Genomic DNA, 20,808 nt, shown 5'->3' with positions numbered 1-20,808 from the left:
CCCTCCGGCGGCGCGCGCGTGTGCCGCCCCCCCCGACAAAATCCCGCCCCCGCGGGTGGGGGGGGGGGGGCCCCCCCGGGGGGGGGGCCGGGCCCCCGGGGGCCCCCCCCCCCCCCCGGCCGGTGTTCGAGCGACTGCTCAGGAGTCGTCGTGCATCTGACTGCTCAGCAGTCGTAGTACATGGCGAACTAACCGCGCGTGGCGGCTGACCTGGGGGAGTGGCCTCGATCAAGCCGCTGAGCAGGTCGTACGCCGTATATCAACTTCCATCGTTATCCAGTGTTTCCGGGCGGCATCTGTACCCCTCGTGTACCTAATGATCATGGGTTGGTGTTGTGCGCGAGCGGTTCCGGTGGGGACCGGTGCGGCGTCCCGTCGCGGTCTGGTGGCCTCCGGTGTGCGACGGGTACCCGGTCGCGGCCGGGGCATCCCAGAGTCGCCGAGGGTTCGGGGCGAGTAGCCCCGGCCGCCGGAGGCTATCCCCGGGTCGTAGGGCCGGAGGCCCTACCCGCCGGAGGCGTCTACAGCGTTGTCGCCACCGAGGACGCGTGGTGTAGTTCGGTCGTGGGCGACATCGAGACAGCGGCCATGCGGAACATCCGTCGGTGGCTCAAGGGCGAGATCTTTAACCGGACTACCGGCATCCGCTTGGTAGGCGGTCCCCGTGACGGCCGATGCCAGATCGTGCAGCTGGACATGGATGGCCAGCCCCCGCAGGGATTACGGGCAGGCAACGTGGGTGGCGATACGTGGTCCGTCTACCTCCTGTCGGCGACGGGTGGCGACGGTGCCGAGCATTCCTGGGTATACCGATTCGCAGGCACGGAGCCACGATCATGACCTGATGCGGGGGGAGTCCATCCGGCTTCCATGCGCTTGCATCAGCCCCGGCCCCTCCTGGTGAGGGTTGCCGGGGCTTCGTGGTGCCCGCTCTCGGCCGGCACGGACCGGGGTCGGCGCGCCGTTAGCGAAGCGGCAAGGCGCGCCGTGCCCCGGATCCGTGCCAGCGGGCCGCTTGCGGCCCGCCTTGAAGACGTATGGAAAGTTCTCACCGGGGTGAAGGCAGGCAGCTGTCCTGCGCCGGTTGATGGTTGACACGGCGGCCTCGGTTGATGTTCGACATGATCGCCCCGGCGTCATGTCGAGCCCGGGACTCGCAGCAAGGGCGGGCGTTTGGCTGGCTACGTGTGTCTAAAGCGGATCCAGACGTAGCACGCCGTCCGGTGAGTAGAAGTACCGGCGTACATGCGGAGCCCAGTTTTCGATCTTCGGGTCTTCCCCCTGCGATAGCCACTCAGACAGATGCGCGTGCTCGTCGGTGTATCCGTTTTTCAAGAGCCACTGAAGCGTTTCGCGCCTGCCCGCTCCGAAGATGGCCTGGGCATCGAAGCCGATGCCCAGGTCCATGTCACCTGTGCGGAACTTGGCTCCATACAGGCGGGGCGAGTCCGCGGGATCGCCGATCAGGAACAGCAGGAAGGCTGCTACGTAAATCTGCTCGTACTCGTCGCTCTCGCCCGTGTCCGGACCTTCGCGCCACGCTTTTTCGAGATCGAAGATCTCGCGGAGCATCGCGTGGTGGGGGCCAGGATCATCGACGTCAACCATCCGGAGCGCTTCCCGACGCGCAGCCGGACTCGAGACGTCCAAAGACTTGGCCATGGGTGCACGCTAGTTGTAGGACGGCTCATGGGCATGAGCGGGGGCGCGTCGCCGAGGCGGTGCGACGGACGGTCCGCACAGACCTGCGTTGATCGCCCAACGCGGGCAGAATGGTGGACGTGACGACCCCTGATCCCGACGCGGAGTGGTGGACGACCTCGGATGTCGCCGCCTACCTCGGGGTGCGGGTCGGCACCGTGGCAAGGGTGTCGGCGGCGAGCCTGTCAACGCGGCGACCTTCTCGCGGACGTGGGCGAGCGCCCGGGAAGCGGTCGGCCTGCCGGCGCGGTGGGGGATTCACGGACTACGGCACTACTACGCGACGGTCCTGATCCACGCGGGCGCTTCGGTGAAGACGGTGCAGCTCGCGTTGGGGCACAGCACACCGACCATCACGCTCAACACCTACGTGCACGAGTGGCCGGACGTGCTCGACCGGACCCGGCTGCTCATCGACGGTGCGCTCGGTCAACACGAAACGGCGGCCACGCCGGCTGTGAGCCGGGCATGACCGCCGTCCGTGAGGTTGTACCCAACCTGTACCCAAGATCAGTAGCGATCCTGTTGGTGCAGGTCAGAGCCTTGATCAGGCTCAGCAGTCGTAGTACATGGCGAACTCGTGCGGGGTCGGGCGCAGACGCACCGGGTCGACCTCGTTGGCGCGCTTCCAGTCGACCCAGGTGGAGATCAGGTCGGGCGTGAAGACGCCGCCGTCGAGCAGGTAGTCGTGGTCGGCCTCCAGCGAGTCGAGCACGGCCGACAGCGAGCCCGGCACCTGCTTGACGTCGCCCCACTCCTCCGGCGGGAGGTCGTAGAGGTCCTTGTCGATCGGCGTCGGCGGCTCGATCTTGCTCTTGATGCCGTCGAGGCCGGCCATCATCATGGCCGAGAAGGCCAGGTAGACGTTGGCCGACGGGTCCGGGACGCGGAACTCGACGCGCTTGGCCTTCGGGTTCGCGCCGGTCACCGGGATGCGGGTGCAGGCCGACCGGTTGCGCTGCGAGTAGACCAGGTTGACCGGCGCCTCGAAGCCCGGCACCAGGCGACGGTACGAGTTGATCGTCGGGTTGGTGAAGGCCAGCAGCGACGGCGCGTGGTGCAGCAGACCGCCGATGTACCAGCGGGCCATGTCCGACAGGCCGGCGTAGCCGGTCTCGTCGTAGAACAGCGGCTCACCGTTGAGCCAGAGGCTCTGGTGGGTGTGCATGCCGGAGCCGTTGTCGCCGAACAGCGGCTTGGGCATGAACGTCGCGGTCTTGCCGTTGGCCCAGGCCTCGTTCTTCACGATGTACTTGAAGAGCTGGAGCTGGTCACCGGCGTGCAGCAGGGTGGAGAACCGGTAATTGATCTCGGACTGACCGGCGGTGCCCACCTCGTGGTGCGAACGCTCCACGTTGAAGCCGGTGTCGACCAGGCGGCGCACGATCGAGTCACGCAGGTCGGCGTAGTGGTCGACCGGCGGGACGGGGAAGTAGCCGCCCTTGTACGCGGTCTTGTAGCCGCGGTTGCCGCCCGGCTCTTCGCGGCCGGTGTTCCAGGCGCCCTCGATCGAGTCGATGTAGTAGAACGACTGGTGCGCCGAGGTCTCGTGGCGGATCGAGTCGAAGATGTAGAACTCCGCCTCGGCGCCGAAGTAGGCGGTGTCGGCGATGCCGCTGGCCGCGAGGTACGCCTCGGCCTTCTTCGCCACGTTGCGCGGGTCGCGGCTGTAGGCCTCGCGGGTGAACGGGTCGTGGATGAAGAAGTTGAGCGCGAGCGTCTTCTGCGCGCGGAACGGGTCGATGAACGCGGTGGCGACATCCGGGAGCAGGAGCATGTCCGACTCGTGGATCGCCTGGAAACCGCGGATCGACGAACCGTCGAACGCGAGGCCGTCGGTGAAGAGGTCGTCGTTGACGGACTCGACCGGCAGGTTGAAGTGCTGCATCACGCCGGGCAGGTCACAGAAACGAACGTCGACGAACTTCACGTCCTCGTTCTTGAGGTATCGCAGCAGTTCCTCGGGGTTGGCGAACACACATCCTCCTGGCACGTCCACGGGGTGGCTAGGCTTCTGGCGACGCTAGGGCCGGGGGGTTGCCCGGCCGTGTCTCCGTTGTTTCTGCCGTGTTACGTCCCTCGCGGAGCGTCAGCGACGCCCCGGTCCACGCCTCCGGCCCGCCAGGAACGCCGTACCGACTGTGCCAGTGTAATGACATCTGATCGCTTTGGCCTGAATCAGCACACAGTGGCGGCGGCACCCGGCAAGCCCTCGTCCCGGCGCGGATACCCTTGATCGCTGTGACCAATCCGCACCTCCCGGCAGCGCCGGCCACCGACCCCACCTTCACCGCGCCGAGCCTCGGTCGGCGGTTCGGGGCGCTGATCATCGACTGGGTGCTCTGCCTGCTGGTATCCAACATCTTCGCCGACCCGGTACGCGACGGCTGGGCGCCGGTGCTGGTACTTGTCGTGGTTTACGGCATCTTCCTCGGCCTGTTCGCCCAGACGCCGGGCATGTACATCACCAGGATCCGCTGTGTGAACTGGCACGACGGTGGGCGGATCGGCGTGCTCCGGGGGCTGATCCGTGGCCTGCTGCTGGCCCTCGTCGTCCCCGCACTGATCATGGACGAGCACCGGCGCGGCCTGCACGACCGAGTCGCCGGCTCGGTCATCGTCGACGCCCCCCGCGGCTGACCAACCCCGACAACGCCGGTCCGGGACCGCCGCAAGATCGCACTCGATCCAGGATCTAGTGGCATCCGCCGCGTGCGAGGCCACTACATCCAGGATCGAGCACGAGGGCGAGGGCGAGGGCGAGGGCGAGATTGAGGGCGAGGGGTGGCCGGGAGGCGAGCGGCGCGTCAGGGCGGGTGCACATGAGGGTGTACGCGAAGGAGCCGGACCCGTGTGGGTCCGGCTCCTTACGTACACCTGGGGGGTCAGCGGCCCCGCGACTGGCGGAAGGCGCCTGGCGGCCGCATGTTCTTCGGGATCGCGCCCTTGGGCATCTGCGGCCGGGCGGTGAGCGCCTTGAGTCGCTTGTCCAGCGAGTTGACGTCCTTGCCGGAGAGGGCGCGGGGCAGGCGCAGCAGCGTCGTCCGCAGCTTGCGGATCGGAAGCTCGCCCTCCTCCTGCCCGATCACGTAGTCGTGCAGGGGAGCGGAGCCGATCACCTTGGACAGCCGCCGCTTCTCCTGGCCGAGCAGGCCGCGCACCCGCTGCGGGTTGCCCTCGGCCAACAGGATCACGCCCGGGCGGCCGATCACCAGGTGGACCATGTCCATCTGGGTGGTCGAGCTGACCGCCGGGGTCACCCGCCAGTCGCCGCGCATGTTCTCCATGATCTGCGCCGCCGCGCCGGGTTGCCCCTCGGCGGCGTTCATCATCGCCTTGTTGGACCGCAGGTTGAGCACGATCAGCACCGCGAGCAGGACGAACAGGATGCCGATCGGGAGCCAGATCCAGCTCCAGAGGATGACCGCGACCACGGTGAGCGCGAGCGGGATGAGCACCGCGGCGGCGACCAGCGGCGCGAACCACCGGTCCTGCTTGGCGGTGAACTGGAACACCATCCCGATCTGCTTCAGCCGCTGGCCGAACGAGACCTTCTCCTGGGGCTTTGCCATGCCGCAGAGTCTAGTGGTCGCCGCCGGCCCGGTTGATCCGCGTCCGGGTGCCGGGGCAGCTGAGTACCTTACGTCGCCGTACGTGCCCGCAGCGGCGGGGTAAGGAGGCTGTGGGCGGGGAAGATGAGGCGCCATGCCCATGCCCGGGTGGGGCCTTCGCGCGAAGAGTCGTCAGCAGAAGACGACGACCCCACGAAGGAGCCCGACATGTTCGGCAACGACGCAGATTTCCTGCTCACCCTGCACCGTACCCACGCCGCCGAGCTGCGCGCCGACGCGGCCGCGGACCGGCTGGCCCGGTCGCTGTCCCGGCCGGTCAGCCGCGGGTGGTTGGGCCGGCGCAGGCAGGCCGGTCGCACCGGCGACGCCCGCCGGTGACCGCGCCCAGCGTGGCCGCCACGTCCACGGCGCCCAGCGCGACCGCCACGTCCACCGCACCCAGCATGGCCGCCACGTCCACCGCACCGGTCGGGCTGGCCGCTCGCCCCGATCCGACCCCGCCGCCCGGCCGCCGGCCGATCGGCGGGGCCGGCGGGGCGGGCCGCCATGGCATGCTCGAACACGTGACCGTACGAGCCGCCAGCTCCGTCCTCGTCGGGCGCCACCGCGAGACCGTGGCGCTGCGAGACGCGCTGGGCCGGGCGCGGGCCGGGGAGCCGACCACCGTGCTGGTCGGCGGCGAGGCGGGTGTGGGTAAGACCCGGCTGCTGGAGGAGTTCGCCGGCTGGGCCACCGACGGCGCGGCGCGGGTGCTCGTCGGCCAGTGCCTGGAGCTGGGCGAGGCGGGTCTGCCGTTCGCGCCGTTCGCCGCCGCGTTGCGCGCGGTGCTCCGCGCCGACGGCCCCGAGGTCTTCGCCGGCTACGAGGCGGAGTTCGCCCCGCTCCTGCCGGAGCTGGGCCGCGCCACCGCGACGCTGACCACCCCGCGTGCCGTCCCGCTCAGCGACGCCCCGCGCGGCTACCTGTTCGACCTGGTCGCCGAGCTGTTCCAGCGGCTGGCCGATGCTCGCCCGCTGGTCCTGATCATCGAGGACCTGCACTGGGCCGACCGTTCCACCCGCGACCTGATCGGCTTCCTCGTCCGGGCGGCGAGGCCGGGCCGGCTGCTGCTGGTCTGCACCTACCGCACTGACGAGTTGCAGCGCGGGCACCCGCTGCGCCCGTTCCTCGCCGAGCTGGACCGGGCCCGGGGTGTGGAGCGGGTCGAGCTGGCCCGCCTGGACCGCGACGGCACCGCCGCGATCCTCGCCGACCTGCTCGGCGCCGAGCCGCTCGCCCGGGCCGTCGACGACGTCCACGACCGCACCCAGGGCAACCCCTTCTTCATCGAGGAGTTGGCCGTCGCCGGTGACCCGATCGGCTGCGCGGCGCTCCCCGAGACGCTGCGTGACCTGCTGCTGGCCCGGGTGGACCGGCTCCCCGAGCCGGCCCAGCGGGTGTTGCGGATCGCGGCCGCCGGCGGCACCCGCTTCGCCCACGACCTGCTCGCCGAGGTCGCCGGGCTGCCCGAAACCGAGCTGGAGGACGCGTTACGCGCCGCCGTCGCGGCCCAGTTGGTGGTGGCCGACCGGGACGGTGACTACGAGTTCCGACACGCGCTGGTCCGCGAGGCCGTACACGACGAGTTGTTGCCCGGTGAGCACGCCCGGCTGCACGCCCGCTTCGCCGCCGCCATCGAGGCCCAGCCGCATCTGGTCGCCGCCGGTCGCGCCCCGGCCGAGATCGCCCACCACTGGCACGCCGCGCACGACCACCCGCGCGCGCTCGTCGCCGCACGAGCCGCCGCGTGCGCCGCCGCCGACCGGTACGCGTACGCCGAGCAGCGCCGACTGCTGGAGCGGGCGCTGGAGTTGTGGGAGCTGGTGCCGGACGCCGCCGACCTGCTCGGCATGGACCACCTGGCGTTGCTGGAGCAGACCCTGGACGCCGCGGTGACCGCCGGTGACTTCAGTCGGGCCATCACCCTGACCCGGGCCGGGCTGGCCGAGGTGGACGTCGACGCCGCGCCGCTGCGCGCCGCCCGCCTGCTGGACCAGCGCGGTCGACTGATGGCCCTGCTCGGCAAGAGCGACGGCAGCGGCGAGCTGGATGAGGCGTACCGGCTGGCGGCCGGTGGCCCGCCCGGCGCGGAGCGGGTCCGGCTGCTCGCCGACATCGCCACCCACCTGGTCAAGATCGACCCGCAGAAGGCGGCCCGGGTGGCAGCCGAGGCCGCCGCCGACGCCGAGGCGCTCGGAGAACACGTGGCCCTGCTGTCCACGCGGATCGCGCTGCTCTGCCACGGCGAGCGGGACCTGACCGGCGGGCTGGCCGAGCTGGGCCAGGCGGCCGCCGCCGCCCGTGCGGCGGGGGACGCGCCGACCCTGGTGCTCGCCATGGTGTTCGAGTCGGACATGCTCTGCGAGTTGGGCCGTTACGCCGAGTCCGCGCAGGCCGCCGAGGCCGGTGCGGCCGAGGCGCGACGGGTGGGGATCAGCCGCTCCACCGGGGCGTACCTGCTCTCCAACCGGGCCGAGGCGCTCATCGCGCTGGGTCGGTGGGACGAGGCCGAGGCGGTCTGTGCGGAGGCCGCCCGGATTGACCTGTCCGGTGTCACCGGTCTGCACTGGCTCCAGTTGGGCGCCGGGCTGAGGCTGGCCCGCGCCCATCCGGGCGCCGACGAGCTGGTCGACCGGGCGCTCACCTTCCTCAACCGGCCCTACCTGTGGCCGAACCACCGCCTGCCCCTGCACGAGCTGGCGATCGAGGCGGCGCTGGCCGCGGACGACAAGGTGGAGGCGGTACGGGCGGCCCGCGTCGCGGTGGCCGACGAGAGCCTGCCGCGGCTGCCCCGGGAGGGTTGGCCGGTGCTCAGCGCCGCTGCGCGTACCGCGGCCCGAGTGGGTGACCGGGAGTTGGCGGCCGCGGTGGCGGCGCTCGCCACCGACCTGCCGGCGCGGCACCCGGCGGCCCGTGCGCACGCCGCCCAGGTCACCGCGCTGCTCGCGGTCGGCGACCAGGCGCTGCCGGCGTGGCGTGCGGCGGTCGACGCGTGGCGGGCTGACGGGCAGCCCTACCCGTTGGGCAGGGCGCTGCTGGCGCTGGGCGAGGCGACCGCCGCAGCCGGGGAACGCGAGGAGACGGCGGCGGCGGTCACCGAGGCCACCGAGATCGGCCGGCGGCTGGGTGCGACCCCGCTGGTCGAGGCGGCCGCCACCCTGGCGCGGCGGGTCGGCCTGCGCGGTGCGGCCGGGGGCGGGGCCGGCGCGGACCTGCTGACCGCCCGGGAGCGGGAGGTGCTGCGCCTGGTCGCGGAGGGGCACAGCAACAGCCGGATCGCCGAGCGGTTGTTCATCTCACCGAAGACGGCAAGCGTGCACGTCTCCCGGATCATCGCGAAGCTGGGCGTGACCAACCGGGTGGAGGCCGCCGCCCTGGCCCACCGCCTCGGCCTGCTCACCGAGGCCGCCGCACCGCGCTGACGCGCGCACCGGGGCCGCCGTGCCGCGCTGAGGCACGCACCGACGCGCCCGCGCCGCGCGCTGACGCGCACCGAGACCGCCGGGCCGCGCACCGAGGCCCATCCGGCCGCACGGTGACGCCTACCGGGGCCGCCGCGCTGACGTGGACCGCCGGGGTCAGCGCGGCAGGTAGATGCGCCAGCCCTCGATGGTGACCAGGTCGAGGCTGCCCGGCGTGACCCGCTGCCGCTCGTCGAGCACCTCCGCCAGTGGTGAGCCGGCCGGCGCGACCCAGGCCGGTGCCGCCGCACTGTCCACCTCCCGGCGGTACGCGGGGTAGCGGTCGAAGCCGGGGCGCAGGGTGTCATCGACGACCGCGCAGACCACCTGCTCCGCGCTGGCGAAGGTGAGCCGGTTGCAGGTCCAGTAGCCGGCGCGCACGTGCCGTACGCCGAGCTGTCGCAGGGTGCTCACCAGCTCGGTGTGCCGGGCCTCGGCGGCCTGGGTCGCCGGGACGGTCTCGGCTGCCCGCCAGGTGGCGTGGGCGGCGGTGCCCAACGTGGCGGCGAGCAACACCACAGCGACCGACCGGGCCAGCATCGACCCGATGCCACGCCGGCCGATCGCCGCCGGACGCAGCCCGTGCCTCGCCACCGTCCACACCGGCCAGAGCAGCGCCGGCAGCGAGATGAGCAGGCAGGACAGGTAGCGGGAACTCTCCACGGGGGTGAGCCCGGCGGAACTGCTCACGGCGTACGCGCCGAGGGTGGCCACCGCGGCCAGCACGAGTGCCAGCCGTGCCGCCGCCGCCACCCGAGGCGACACCGCGTCAGACCCGGCGGCGGCAGGGTCGGGGTCGGGGGCGCGCAGGGCCCGCCAGGCGGTGGCGGCGGCGATGACCAGCAGCAGCGGCAGGGCGAGCGCCCACCACAGTTGCCAGGTGGCGCACTGGCCGGGAGCGCAGAAGCCCATGCCGAGCCCGGGGCCGAGCACCAGTCCGCCGTGCAGCCGGTCCGGCCAGCCCGCGCCGGCGTTCGCGCCGCTGGCCGCGAGCACGGCGTGCAGCGGGGTGCGCCCGGTCAGCAGGCTGTGCAGCAGCAGTGGGGCCGCCCCCAGCACGGCCGTCGCCCCGAGCAGCGCCCCGGCGGCACCCCACAGCTCCCGGCGGCAGAACCCGACGAGGACCGCGCCGGTCACCGCGACGTACGGCAGCACGAGCGGGTCGACCCAGAGCATCAACCCGGCCAGGAACCCCCACGCGGCCCAGCGCGCCAGCCGCCGGCCGGGTCGCCCGGCGTCGGCCGATCGCCGCCCCGGTCGACCGGTGGCCAGATCCACGGCGAGCACTGCCAGCGCCGCCCCGGCCGCGTTCATCTCGGGGTAGCCGCCGCCGGCGATCAGCTGGTTCTTGACGATCCGGTCGGAACCGAGGGCCAGCAGCGCCACCATCAGCAGCCCGAACCACCGGTCCCCGGTCAGCCGCAGCGTCAACCGCCAGGCCAGCAGCAGGAACAGCACGTACAGGGCCAGCGTGGGCAACCGCAGCCCGAACAGCGACGGCCCACCGGCGAGGGCGAACACCGGTGCGGCCAGGTACGCCTCCAGCGTGCCCATGTACTGCTGGCCGTAGAACCAGACCGGGAAACCCTCACCCCGGGCGATGTGCAGCGCGGCCAGCCCCATGGTGGCCTCGTCGCTGTTCGTCGGCGGGGCGGCGTGCAGCAGCAGCCAGAGCCGGTAACCCACCCCGGCGAGCACTGCCAACCCGGTGAGCCAACCGACCAGGCCGGGACGTGCGCCGGGCCGCGGGCGGGCCGGTTCTGCGCCGCGCGGCTGCTCGCGTACGCCGACGGTCATCACACGATCATGACACCCGGACGCCGAACGGCCGTGCGGCGCCGCCGGCGGAGTCAGCTGACGGTGGCGACCGAGGCGGCGGCGCGGGCGTCGATGGCCTGCTTGTAGAGCCGGCCGGCCCGGTACGACGAACGCACCAGCGGCCCGCTCATCACCCCGGCGAAGCCGATCTCCTCGGCCTCCTCGCGCAGCTCCACGAACTCCTCCGGCTTGACCCAACGGGTCACCGGGTGGTGCCGGGGCGAGGGGCGCAGGTACTGGGTGATGGTGATCAGCTCGCAGCCGGCCTCGTGCAGGTCGCGCAGCGCCTGCGAGACCTCGGCCCGCTCCTCGCCCATGCCCAGGATGAGGTTGCTCTTGGTGACCAGGCCGTCGGCGCGGGCCTGGCGGATCACGTCCAGCGAGCGGTCGTAGCGGAACGCCGGCCGGATGCGCTTGAAGATGCGCGGCACGGTCTCCACGTTGTGGGCCAGCACCTCGGGGCGGGAGCTGAAGACCTCGGCCAGCTGCTCGGGGACGGCGTTGAAGTCCGGGATCAGCAGCTCGACGCCGCAGCCCGGCTGCAGGGCGTGGATCTGTCGGACGGTCTCGGCGTACAGCCAGGCGCCGCCGTCGGGCAGGTCGTCACGGGCGACACCGGTGATGGTGGCGTAACGCAGCCCCATCGAGACCACCGACTCGGCGACGCGACGGGGCTCGTCGGCGTCGAACTCCGCCGGCTTGCCGGTGTCAATCTGGCAGAAGTCGCAGCGCCGGGTGCACTGGTCACCACCGATGAGGAAGGTGGCCTCCCGGTCTTCCCAACACTCGTAGATGTTGGGGCAGCCGGCCTCCTGGCAGACGGTGTGCAGCCCTTCGCGCGAGACGAGCCCGCGCAGCTGGGTGTACTCCGGGCCCATCTTGGCCTTGACCTTGATCCATGGCGGTTTGCGCTCGATCGGCGTCTCGGCGTTACGCGCCTCGATCCGCAGCAGACGCCGCCCCTCGGGGGCCGCCGTTGCGGTGCGCGCTGCCTGGCCGGTCGTCGGCGCGGAGTGCTCGATCGTCACGAAAATGAGCCTACGCCGGACGGCAGGTGTCTATGTGCGTCAGGCGACCGGCGTCACGCCCCAAACGTTGTGACGCCGGACACCGGGGTGTCGAAAATGTGCGTCACACGAGCGGGATTCGGATGCTACGGTCACCGCCAACAGCGACGACGGAGCCGAGTAGCCCCCGACCCGCCAGTGCAGAGAGCCGCCGGTGCTGAGAGGCGGTCTGGCACCGGGGCGCGAAGACCCTCCCGAGCTGCGGGAAGAACGGCCGCGGGTCCCCCGCGCCCAGTAGAGCCCGCCCGGCTGGCCCCGGTCATCAGGCGACGAACGAGGCCCCCGCTTCGGCGGGGGCGAAGGTGTGGTGGCACCGCGAGGTTCCCGCTCGCCCACACCTCCCTGGGGCTGATGCGACGCTTTCACCACCCCAGGGCGGCGAAGGCGTGGCGATCGACCGAGGAGCAGCCCGCCATGCAACGAACCCTGTCCCAGCAACTGCCCGCCAGGATCGGCACGACAGTGCGGATCGCCGGCTGGGTGCATCGCCGCCGACTGCTCAAGTCGGTGGCCTTCCTGATCGTGCGGGACGCCACCGGCCTGGCCCAGGTGGTCGTCACCGACCCGGCCGTCCGCGCCGAGCTGGAGAAACTCACCGAGGAGACGGTCGTCGAGGTCACCGCGACGGCCACCGCGAACGGCACGGCGCCCGCCGGGGTCGAGCTGACCGACCCGACGGTACGTCTCCTCGGGCCGCCCGCCGCACCGCCGCCGTTCGACCTGTACCGGCCGGCGCTCACCGCGAGCCTGCCCACCCAGCTCGACAACGCGCCCACCGCGCTGCGGCACCCCACCCGGTCGGCCGCGCTACGGATCTCGGCCGCCGCGGTGGCCGGGTTCCGGGCCGCACTCGACGCCCAGGACTTCGTGGAGGTCCACACGCCGAAGGTGGTCAGCTCCAGCACCGAGAGCGGCGCGAACGTGTTCGCGCTGGACTGGTTCGGTCGACCCGCGTACCTGGCCCAGTCGCCGCAGTTCTACAAGCAACTGATGGTCGGCGTCTTCGAACGTGTCTACGAGGTGGGGCCGGTCTTCCGGGCCGAACCGCACGACACCGTCCGGCATCTCGCGCAGTACACGTCGCTCGACGCGGAGCTGGGATTCGTCGCCGACCACCGGGACGTGATGCGCGTGCTGCGCGACACCGTGGCCGGGATGCTGGACACGGTCAGCGGGCGGGCCGGCGGCGCCCTGGCGACGCTCGGCGTCACGCCGCCGCAGGTGCCGGCGGAGATCCCGGCGGTGCACTTCACCGAGGCGCTGACGATCGCCGGGGCGCCCGCCGACGAGCCGGACCTCGCGCCCGCCCACGAACGGGCGCTGGGCGAGTGGGCCCGGCGCGAACACGGGTCGGACTTCCTCTTCGTCACCGGCTACCCGATGGCGAAGCGGCCCTTCTACACCCACCCGGACCCGGCGCGGCCCGCGTACTCGAACGGGTTTGACCTGCTCTTCCGGGGTCTGGAGCTGGTCACCGGCGGGCAGCGGCTGCACCGGCACGCCGACTACCTGGCGGCGTTGGCGGCCCGGGGTGAGCCGGTCGAGCCGTACGCCGGCTACCTGGACGCGTTCCGCCACGGCATGCCACCGCACGGTGGCTTCGCCATCGGTCTGGAACGGTTCGTGGCCCGGCTGGTCGGCGCGGCCAACATCCGGGAGGTCACCGCGTTCCCGCGTGACCTGCACCGGCTGACGCCGTGAGCGCGGCGGCCCCCGGCGTCGTCGCCGGGGGCCGCCGCTCAGACCTCGATGAGGGTGGAGAGCCGGCGCTCGACCACCGGCAGCACGTCGGCGACGCCGATCGGGCGACCCAGCTCGGCGGTGAGCGAGGTGACGCCCGCGTCCCGGATGCCGCACGGCACGATCCGGTCGAAGTACGTCAGGTCGCAGTCGCAGTTGATCGAGAAGCCGTGCAGGGTGACGCCGCGGGCCACCCGGATGCCGATGGCCGCCACCTTGCGGGCCGGCCCCCGGTCGTCCTCGGGCACCCAGACCCCGCTGCGCCCCTCGACGCGGCCGGCGGTCAGCCCGAACTCGGCGCACACGCCGATGAGCAGCTCTTCGGTCCGGCGCACGTAGGCGACCACGTCCACCGGGTCGGGCAGGCGCAGGATCGGGTAACCGACGAGCTGCCCCGGCCCATGCCAGGTGATCTTGCCGCCACGGTCCACGTCGACGACCGGAGTGCCGTCCATGGGCCGGTCCCACGGTTCGGTGCGCTTGCCCGCGGTGTAGACGCTCGGGTGCTCCAGCAGCAGCACGGTGTCGCCGCGCTCGCCAGCCACCACCGACTCGTGCAGGCGCCGCTGCTCGTCCCACGCGGCCTGGTAGTCGAGCAGGCCGGCACGGACGGCCGTCAGGCCGGGGGTCGTCGTCGTCACGGCAACCAGCCTAGTCCCGTAAGAGGAGATCTTCCCTGGTGAGCCGCCTCACGAGGACGTCGTCGTGCCGGTCGCGGCACCGCTCGGCGGCTCGTTTTCATGCCGGAGCAGGGACCGTCGCGGCGCGGTGGCGGCGGATCCGGCGGACGATGAGAGCGATCGCGAGCAGCGTCGGCGCGCCCAGCGTCAGGTAGACCCAGAGCGGGGCGGCGAACGGTGACGGCCGGGGCTCCGGCCCACCGAACGCGGCCCGGGTCAGCAGGTCGCCCGGCACCATCAGGTCGGTCGACCCGACCGGCGTGGTCACCAGCACCTCGCGACCGCCGTCGGGCGACAGCGCGGCGAGGAAGGCCTGCCGGCCCGTGTCCTGCTCAGTCTCGTTGACATATCGCAGGATCGGGTCGTCTCCGCGCCAGCCGATGATCCCGCTGGCCGAGGTGCCGGCCGGCAGGGCTTGGCCGACCGCCTGACCGGTGGCCGTGTCCAGGAACTCGATTCGCCAGGTGCGGGCGGCCGCCTGCTCGGCCGTGCACCTGGGCCCGGCGCAGCCGTCGAAGGTGAGCAGCGCGAGCCGCCGGCCGTCGGGGTGCCAGGCGGCGGGGCCGGCCAGTATCCGCCGGTCGCCCAGGTCGACCTGCCAGCGAGGATCGCCGCCGGCCGGGTCGAGGACCACCAGTCGCTGACGCTCGGCGAGTTGGGCAGGCACGTCCGGCGAGCCGGTGACCGCCACCAGGTCGCCTCCGGGTGACCAGGCCGCCTCGTTGTGGGCGGCGAAGGTGCCGGCCGCGACCACCTGCTCTGTGCCCTGGTACGGGTCGACGACGAGCAGGTCGTCGGGCTTTTCCGGGTCGTTCAGCTGTTGGTTGTCCGGCCCATAGCTGATCACTTGATCGTCGTTGCTGCGGGTGCCGAGCACGCGTCGCCCATCCGGCGACCAGGCGAAAGGGTGCAGCCCGGGTTTCACTGTGCGGCGCTGTCGGCCGGTGGTGAGGTCCAGCAACTCGCCGGACTGCGGTCGCAGATAGTGGCGCCCGTCGGGGGAGAGCAGCCCGTGCCCCTCGGCGATGCCGATCGGGATGAGCCGGTAGGCGCCGTCCCGGGCCACCAGCACGCCTGTCGACTCGAAATAGCGGGTGCGGTCGGTGAAGAACACCAACGCGGCCGGACCGGCCGGGCGTTGACCCACGGTGGCCTGCCACAGCCACGGATCGCGCACCCGGCTCGGCAGCACTCCGGCCGTGCTGTCGGTGACAGTGCTCCCGCCGGCCGCGCTGGCGGTGACAGTGCTGTTCGCGGCCGTGGCGGCTGGTGCGCTGAGCGCGACGAGCCCCAGCGCGAGCCCGACCACGGCGGCGCGCCGCAATCGCCCACCGGTCAACCTCATCGGCCCATTAGACGCGACGGCGGTCGGTTGTGGTGCCCCGGCCGGCCGCGTCGCGGTCTACCGATCGGCGGGCGGGATGCGCCAGAGCCAGACGTCGTCGACCCGTTGCGGCTCGCCGAACAGGGCGGTGCCGGTGCGCAGCAGCGCCGCCTCGTCGACCTCGAACTTCGCGCCGTGCACCTCGTCGGCGAGCACCACCGTCTCGATGCGCCAGTGCCGCAGGTCCGACTGGACCTCCCGGATCGTTCCGTCGGTGACGATGGGGACCAGCCCGGTGCGGCCGGCCTGGTCCATCAACGCGCTCAGCGTGCGCGGCACCGGACCGATCCGGCCCCGCCCGTCCGGCCCGCCCGGGCCGAGGAAGAAGCCGCCCGGGATGGCGAACTCGCCCTGGCGGTGCGACAACGCGTACGCCTGCCAGCGCTGGCCGTCCGGGTAGATGTCCACCGTCAGGGGCACCGGGGTCAGCACCCCGTCGGGTGACACGTAGTCCCGCCAGGTGCCGGAGGTGATGAAGCGCGGGATCGGCTCCCGCTCGTCGGTCAGCAGCGGGGTGGGCAGCAGCGGCACCAGGGCCGCCGCGAAACCCAGCACCCAGGCCAACTCCGTGGGGCGGTACCGGGGTGGCGCGGCGCGCAACTGGTCGACGGTGTACGCCAGCACCAGCCCGATCACCGGCGCGACCACCAGCGCCAGCCGGGCGGGCAGCGCGGCGTTCACCACCGGCAGTTGCCCGACCAGGTCGAACGGCATGGGCAGATCGGTGCGTCGGCCGTCGACCTTGGCGACCGGCCCGAAGGAGAGCACCGTGAAGATCAGAGCGAGGGCGCCCAGCGCCCAGAGGGTGGCCCGGCGGTGCGGGTCGGCCCGCCGCCAGAGCACGACGAAACAGATCACGGTGAGCACCAGCAGCGGGATGCCGAAGAACGAGTTCTCCTCGGTCGGATTCGGTGCCAGCGAGGTGCCCAGCCCGGCCTTGCCGGCCAGCGAGCGGCGCGGGAAGGCGGCGAACGCCGCGATGTCCTCGGAGTGGATCACCGGGTCGAAACCGGTGCCGTGGAACCGTTGTGGCCCGGCGAAGTGCAACCACAGGGGGTACGACAGCAGCACACCGGCGACCACGGCGGTCACCCCGAGCCCGCGCAGGAAGGTGGGCAGCGCGGCGCGGGCCTCCACCCGGTTGGCCGGGTGCAGTGCCCAGATGGCGACGAACACCCCCAACGCCAGCGCGGTGAAGAAGAGCCCTTCGGCGGCGATCGAGAAGGCCACCGCGACCAGCACGCCGAGGATCACCCCGTCCCGAAGCCAGTGCCCGGCGCGGCGTAGCGCGAACAGCCGCCAGATCAGCAGCGGCACCAGCCAACCGGCGGACCAGTTCAGGTGCGCGTTGGCGTGCGACACCATGCCGGGGGAGTAGGCGATGAACAGGGCGCCGACCCCGGCGGCCAGCCGGCTGCGGACCAGGTGCCGGGAGAGCAGCCAGTACCAGACCAGTGCGGTGGCGAGCAGGTTCAGGGTGAGGATCACCAGGAACGTCGCCGGCGGCCCGATCAGGTACGTGAGCGGGGCGAAGACCACCGCGTACACCGTGATCGTCGTGTTGACCGCGAGGTTCACGCCGTCCGGGACGTTGATCAGGTAGGTGAAGAGCGGGTTGTCCCAGTGGGTGACCGCGTGCCCGCCGAAGGCCAGCAGCCATTCGAAGAGCGCCTGGTCGCTGGAGTTGACGGTGATGGTGCGGACGTTCGGGTCCCGCCACAGCCCACTGGTCACCCAGACGGCGAGCGCGAGCGCCACCAGCACGACGATCAGGTCGGCCCGGCGGTCCCGGACGGTGCGCGGCGGTGACGCGGGTGCGGGCCCGGTGGCCAGCGACGGGGAGGACGGCACGCAGCGGACGTTACCAACCGGACCTGGACGGGCCGGTCAGACCTGCAAGGACGGGACCGTTGGGGACGGATTCGGCCTGCCACGTCGACGGTTTGGCGTACACAGCGTCCGTCGTGAATGTGTGAGTGTGCCCCATGTCATAGCGGCGACACATCGTCGTAACGTCACGGCAACTCGACCGTGACCCAGTTCACAGTCCGCCCCTCAGGAGGCCGCCGTGCGCCGCTCCTCGTCCACCCTCACCCGGCTGCTCGGTGCGGTCGCCGGGCTCGCCCTCGCCGTAGCGGGCGCGGTCGCCGTCGCCGCACCCGCCCAGGCCGCCACCCTCACCCAGGTCACCGGGTTCGGCTCCAACCCCGGCAACCTCGCCATGTACGCCTACCGGCCCGACGGCCTGCCGGCCAACTCCCCGGCCGTCGTCCTGCTGCACGGGTGTACGCAGAACGCCTCCGGCTACTTCGCCAACTCCGGCTGGCAGAAGTACGCCGACCAGTGGAAGTTCGCCCTGATCGTCGCCCAGCAGCCGTCCGGCAACAACGCCAACTCCTGCTTCAACTTCTTCGAGGCGGGGGACACCACCCGGGGCCAGGGTGAGGCGCTGTCGATCAAGCAGATGGTCGACCACGCCAAGACGAACTACGGGGTCAACGGCTCGCGGGTCTACGTCAGCGGGCTCTCCGCGGGCGGGGCGATGAGCGCGGTCATGCTGGCCACCTACCCGGACGTCTTCGCCGCCGGATCGATCATCGCGGGGATCCCGTACCGCTGCGCCACCAGCATGGTCAACGCGTTCAGCTGCATGAACCCGGGCGCGGACAAGACCCCGGCCGCCTGGGGCGACCTGGTCCGTGGCGCGTACTCCGGCTACACCGGCCCGCGCCCCCGGGTGGCCATCTGGCACGGCACCTCGGACACCACCGTCACCCCGCTCAACGGCACCGAGTCCCGCGACCAGTGGACCAATGTGCGGGGCGTGTCGCAGACCCCGACCAGCACCTCGTCGCTGCCCGGCAACACCAGCCTGGAGGTGTACGGCAACGACGACGTGCGCCTCTACCGGATCTCCGGGATGGGCCACGGCACTCCGGTCGACCCGGGCTCGGCGGCCGAGCAGTGCGGCACCGCGGGCGCGTACTTCCTGGACACCATCTGCTCGACGTACCGTGACGCGCTCTTCTTCGGTCTGAACGGCGGCGGGACGAACCCGACCCCGACCCCGACGGCCACCCCCACGCCGACCCCGACGGCCACCCCGACCACGCCGCCGACCTGCGTGACGGCCAGCAACTACGCGCACGTGGCGGCCGGTCGGGCGTACCAGTCCGGCGGCTACGCCTACGCCAACGGCTCCAACCAGCGGATGGGCCTCTACAACACCTTCTACACCAGCGCCCTCAAGCAGACCGGCCCCAACCACTGGGTGGTCGGCTGCTGACCCCCCACCCGCCCGCCCCTGTTGATCAAGAGGTTTGCGTCATCCGAAAGCCGGAACCTGACGCAAAACTTTTGATCAACAGGGCTGTCGGCGGGGGCGGGGGCGGGCTGGGGGAGGGGGCTCAGGTCAGGCGGGTCAGGACCGGCGCCAGCGGATCCAGCGCGTCGCTGCGGACCACGAAGCGGGTCACCCCCCAGCGCCGTTCGTGCTCGGCGACCGCCGTGATGATCTCGTCCACCGTGCCGATCAGCACGAACGGGGTGGCCAGCAGTTCGGCGGCGGTCATGCCGTTGCGCCGGGCCTGCTCCGCGGCGGCAGCCTCCGCGTCGTCGGTGACCACCACCGTCTGCACCAGCGCCTCCAGCGCCGGCGGGTCGGCCCGGCCGGCCGCGCCGGCGGCCACGCAGGCCAGCTGCGCCTCGATCTGGTCGACCCGCCAGCGCGCCTCGTGCTGGTGGCCGTCGGCGAGGGTACGTCCGAACCCGGTCAGCCCGACCACGTCGGCGTGCGCGCCGGCCCAGCGCAGCAGCGTCGAGTTCGCCGTACCCATCGTCAGTGGGATCCGGGGCTGCACCGGCCGGGGTTCGCGCAGCACCGCCTCGCGCATCGTCAGCTCGGCCGAGTCGACGGTGACCGAGGCACCGTCGAGCAGGGCGCGGACCGCCTCGGCGACGGCCACGCAACGGCGGACCCGGCCGGCCACGTCGGGGCGTTCCCGGCCCACCGCGCGCCACTCCGCCGGGGTGTGGACCGGCGCCGACACCGAGCCGGGCCCGTCCGCCGGAGACCAGATCGAGGGTGGCCACGTCGGCCGCGAGCAGCATCGGTTCCCGTACGCCGAGGTTCGACACGTACGAGCCGAGCCCGATCGTCGAGGTGACCGGGGCGGCGGCGGCCAGCGCCACGAACGGTGAGGTCACATCGCCGGGGTGGTCGGCGGCGAGCAGAGCGTCGAATCCGGCGGTCTCGGCCCGACGGGCCAGCTCGGCCCAGCTCGCCGCGTCGGTCGGGGTGGCCTGGAGGGAGAAGGTCGCCATTTCTCCAGCATCGGCCCACATCGGCCCGGCGACGACCCGCTGACCGCCGATTCTGCCGAGGGCCGAACCACAGGGGTACGCAGGGCAAGGCGCCCGTGGGCTGCGGGGTGGGGTCAGGGGGTTGTCAGGGCCGCTTGGAGGGCTTGGGGGAGGGTTTGGTGGTGGTAGGGGTAGGCGGCTCTCGTCAGGACTCCGGGGAGGACCCGGGTGCTGGTGAGGGCCTCGTGGGAGAAGCCGCCGAGGACCACCTTGAGTGCCAGTGCGGGGATCGGGATGATCGCCGGGCGGTGCAGCTGCCGGGCCAGCTCGCGGGTGAACTCGGCGTTTGTCACCGGGTTCGGCCCCACCACGTTGACCGGGCCGGCGATGTCGTCGCGGTCGAGCAGGAAGCGGGTCGCGTCCAGCCAGTCGGCCATCGAGATCCACGGCAGCCACTGCCGGCCGCTGCCCAGCCGACCGGCGATGCCCAGCTTGAACGGCAGCAGTTGCGGCTTGAGCAAACCGCCCTCGCGGTGCAGCGGCAGACCGGTACGCAGCCGGACCACGCGTACTCCGGCGTCCTCGGCCGGCCGGGTCGCGGCCTCCCACACCCGGCAGACGTCGGCCAGGAAGCCCTCGCCGGCCGGCGCGTCCTCCTCGACCGCCCGGTCGCCCGTGTTGCCGTACCAGCCGACGGCCGATGAGTTGAGCAGCACCCGGGGTCGGTCGGCGGCGGGCAGGCCGGAGATGGTGGTCGCCAGCGTGGTGGTGCTGTCCACCCGGCTGGTGCGGATCAACCGGCGGTAGTCGTCGTTCCAGCGTTTGTCGCCGACGCCCGCGCCGGCCAGGTTGACCACGGCGTCGGCCTCGGCGACCACGGCCGGGTCGAGCTGCCCCGCGGCCGGGTCCCACCGCCGCTCCCGCGGCCCGCCCGGCGCCCGTCGGATCAGGCGGGTGACCTCGTGCCCGTCGCGGACGAGCAGGTCGGCCAGTCGGGTGCCAAGGAAGCCGGACGCGCCGGCCAGAAGGATCCGCATACCCCCA

17 protein-coding genes and 1 pseudogene are annotated in these 20,808 nt (G+C 72.3%); 7 read left to right on the top strand and 11 right to left on the bottom strand.

The genetic code is table 11. The features are described from left to right. The first annotated feature begins 588 nt into the window (after positions 1-588). On the top strand, positions 589-840 hold the full coding sequence (locus ABTW72_RS32745; protein WP_502892231.1) for a DUF8847 domain-containing protein: 252 nt from the start codon (positions 589-591) through the stop codon (positions 838-840). Positions 841-1,191: 351 nt separating this feature from the next. On the opposite strand, the gene ABTW72_RS22015 is transcribed toward ABTW72_RS32745, so the two are convergent. Further along, positions 1,192-1,662 (bottom strand): hypothetical protein, encoded by a 471-nt coding sequence (locus ABTW72_RS22015; RefSeq protein WP_350861387.1) that lies wholly within the window; start codon positions 1,660-1,662, stop codon positions 1,192-1,194. Positions 1,663-1,810: 148 nt separating this feature from the next. Between ABTW72_RS22015 and ABTW72_RS22010 the strand changes: the two genes are divergently transcribed. Continuing rightward, the gene (locus tag ABTW72_RS22010) at positions 1,811-2,173 is read left to right on the top strand and encodes a tyrosine-type recombinase/integrase (protein WP_350861385.1); all 363 of its coding nucleotides are present in this window, start codon (positions 1,811-1,813) and stop codon (positions 2,171-2,173) included. 81 nt (positions 2,174-2,254) lie between these two features. Here the strand turns inward: ABTW72_RS22010 and glnA are convergent, their stop codons facing one another. Then, positions 2,255-3,679 (bottom strand): type I glutamate--ammonia ligase, encoded by a 1,425-nt coding sequence (gene glnA, locus ABTW72_RS22005; protein ID WP_112671701.1) that lies wholly within the window; start codon positions 3,677-3,679, stop codon positions 2,255-2,257. Between the two features lie 263 nt (positions 3,680-3,942). Here glnA and ABTW72_RS22000 point away from each other — a divergent pair, with 263 nt between their 5' ends. After that, the gene (locus ABTW72_RS22000; RefSeq protein WP_350861383.1) at positions 3,943-4,341 is read left to right on the top strand and encodes an RDD family protein; all 399 of its coding nucleotides are present in this window, start codon (positions 3,943-3,945) and stop codon (positions 4,339-4,341) included. A 245-nt stretch (positions 4,342-4,586) separates the two neighbouring features. Here the strand turns inward: ABTW72_RS22000 and ABTW72_RS21995 are convergent, their stop codons facing one another. Next, positions 4,587-5,273 carry a DUF4191 domain-containing protein gene (locus ABTW72_RS21995; protein ID WP_091407420.1) on the bottom strand — a complete coding sequence of 229 codons (687 nt, stop codon included), beginning with the start codon at positions 5,271-5,273 and terminating at the stop codon, positions 4,587-4,589. Positions 5,274-5,480: 207 nt separating this feature from the next. On the opposite strand from ABTW72_RS21995, the gene ABTW72_RS21990 reads away from it, so the two are divergent. Both ABTW72_RS21990 and ABTW72_RS21985 read left to right on the top strand, forming a co-directional pair. Next, positions 5,481-5,651, top strand: coding sequence for a hypothetical protein (locus ABTW72_RS21990; RefSeq protein ID WP_167362519.1), 171 nt, complete (start codon positions 5,481-5,483; stop codon positions 5,649-5,651). Then, entirely contained in the window at positions 5,648-8,734 is a 3,087-nt protein-coding gene (locus ABTW72_RS21985; protein WP_350861380.1) for a helix-turn-helix transcriptional regulator, read from the top strand. Before ABTW72_RS21990 ends, ABTW72_RS21985 begins: the two co-directional genes overlap by 4 nt. Positions 8,735-8,890: 156 nt before the next feature. Here ABTW72_RS21985 and ABTW72_RS21980 read toward each other — a convergent pair whose 3' ends face one another. Both ABTW72_RS21980 and lipA read right to left on the bottom strand, forming a co-directional pair. Continuing rightward, positions 8,891-10,570, bottom strand: coding sequence for a hypothetical protein (locus ABTW72_RS21980; protein ID WP_350861378.1), 1,680 nt, complete (start codon positions 10,568-10,570; stop codon positions 8,891-8,893). 53 nt (positions 10,571-10,623) lie between these two features. Next, on the bottom strand, positions 10,624-11,619 hold the full coding sequence (lipA, locus tag ABTW72_RS21975) for a lipoyl synthase (RefSeq protein WP_350861376.1): 996 nt from the start codon (positions 11,617-11,619) through the stop codon (positions 10,624-10,626). Between the two features lie 453 nt (positions 11,620-12,072). Between lipA and aspS the strand changes: the two genes are divergently transcribed. Beyond that, entirely contained in the window at positions 12,073-13,359 is a 1,287-nt protein-coding gene (aspS, locus tag ABTW72_RS21970) for an aspartate--tRNA(Asn) ligase (RefSeq protein WP_350861374.1), read from the top strand. Positions 13,360-13,397: 38 nt separating this feature from the next. Here the strand turns inward: aspS and lipB are convergent, their stop codons facing one another. From lipB to ABTW72_RS21955, 3 genes are all read right to left on the bottom strand, one after another. Then, positions 13,398-14,039 carry a lipoyl(octanoyl) transferase LipB gene (lipB, locus tag ABTW72_RS21965; protein WP_350861372.1) on the bottom strand — a complete coding sequence of 214 codons (642 nt, stop codon included), beginning with the start codon at positions 14,037-14,039 and terminating at the stop codon, positions 13,398-13,400. Between the two features lie 97 nt (positions 14,040-14,136). Beyond that, entirely contained in the window at positions 14,137-15,423 is a 1,287-nt protein-coding gene (locus ABTW72_RS21960) for a TolB-like translocation protein (protein WP_350861370.1), read from the bottom strand. 57 nt (positions 15,424-15,480) lie between these two features. Further along, entirely contained in the window at positions 15,481-17,313 is a 1,833-nt protein-coding gene (locus ABTW72_RS21955; RefSeq protein WP_350861368.1) for a DUF6311 domain-containing protein, read from the bottom strand. A 217-nt stretch (positions 17,314-17,530) separates the two neighbouring features. Here ABTW72_RS21955 and ABTW72_RS21950 point away from each other — a divergent pair, with 217 nt between their 5' ends. Next, positions 17,531-18,748 carry an extracellular catalytic domain type 1 short-chain-length polyhydroxyalkanoate depolymerase gene (locus tag ABTW72_RS21950; protein ID WP_112676685.1) on the top strand — a complete coding sequence of 406 codons (1,218 nt, stop codon included), beginning with the start codon at positions 17,531-17,533 and terminating at the stop codon, positions 18,746-18,748. A 121-nt stretch (positions 18,749-18,869) separates the two neighbouring features. Here ABTW72_RS21950 and ABTW72_RS21945 read toward each other — a convergent pair whose 3' ends face one another. The 3 genes and pseudogenes from ABTW72_RS21945 to ABTW72_RS21935 form a co-directional block, all read right to left on the bottom strand. Further along, complete coding sequence (locus ABTW72_RS21945; protein WP_350861366.1) at positions 18,870-19,511, bottom strand: hypothetical protein; 642 nt, start codon at positions 19,509-19,511, stop codon at positions 18,870-18,872. A gap of 37 nt (positions 19,512-19,548) precedes the next feature. After that, positions 19,549-19,785: pseudogene (locus ABTW72_RS21940) on the bottom strand (LLM class flavin-dependent oxidoreductase); the annotation flags it as partial. A gap of 113 nt (positions 19,786-19,898) precedes the next feature. Next, the gene (locus tag ABTW72_RS21935; protein WP_350861364.1) at positions 19,899-20,801 is read right to left on the bottom strand and encodes a TIGR01777 family oxidoreductase; all 903 of its coding nucleotides are present in this window, start codon (positions 20,799-20,801) and stop codon (positions 19,899-19,901) included. Between the last annotated feature and the right edge of the window lie 7 nt (positions 20,802-20,808).

The organism is Micromonospora sp. NPDC127501 (assembly GCF_040302185.1).
In the GTDB taxonomy this organism is placed as follows: Bacteria; Actinomycetota; Actinomycetes; order Mycobacteriales; family Micromonosporaceae; genus Micromonospora.
The sequence above is the reverse complement of the archived record's forward strand: the minus strand, read 5'-3'. Positions and strand labels throughout refer to the sequence as shown.

Bases quoted from the DNA above. Each gene is read 5' to 3' on its own strand.
- ABTW72_RS22015 (WP_350861387.1), bottom strand. From the start codon at position 1,662: ATGGCCAAGTCTTTGGACGTCTCGAGTCCGGCTGCGCGTCGGGAAGCG.
- ABTW72_RS21995 (WP_091407420.1), bottom strand. From the start codon at position 5,273: ATGGCAAAGCCCCAGGAGAAGGTCTCGTTCGGCCAGCGGCTGAAGCAG.
- aspS (WP_350861374.1), top strand. From the start codon at position 12,073: ATGCAACGAACCCTGTCCCAGCAACTGCCCGCCAGGATCGGCACGACA.
- ABTW72_RS21980 (WP_350861378.1), bottom strand. From the start codon at position 10,570: ATGACCGTCGGCGTACGCGAGCAGCCGCGCGGCGCAGAACCGGCCCGC.
- ABTW72_RS32745 (WP_502892231.1), top strand. From the start codon at position 589: ATGCGGAACATCCGTCGGTGGCTCAAGGGCGAGATCTTTAACCGGACT.
- ABTW72_RS21935 (WP_350861364.1), bottom strand. From the start codon at position 20,801: ATGCGGATCCTTCTGGCCGGCGCGTCCGGCTTCCTTGGCACCCGACTG.
- ABTW72_RS21990 (WP_167362519.1), top strand. From the start codon at position 5,481: ATGTTCGGCAACGACGCAGATTTCCTGCTCACCCTGCACCGTACCCAC.
- ABTW72_RS21960 (WP_350861370.1), bottom strand. From the start codon at position 15,423: ATGAGGTTGACCGGTGGGCGATTGCGGCGCGCCGCCGTGGTCGGGCTC.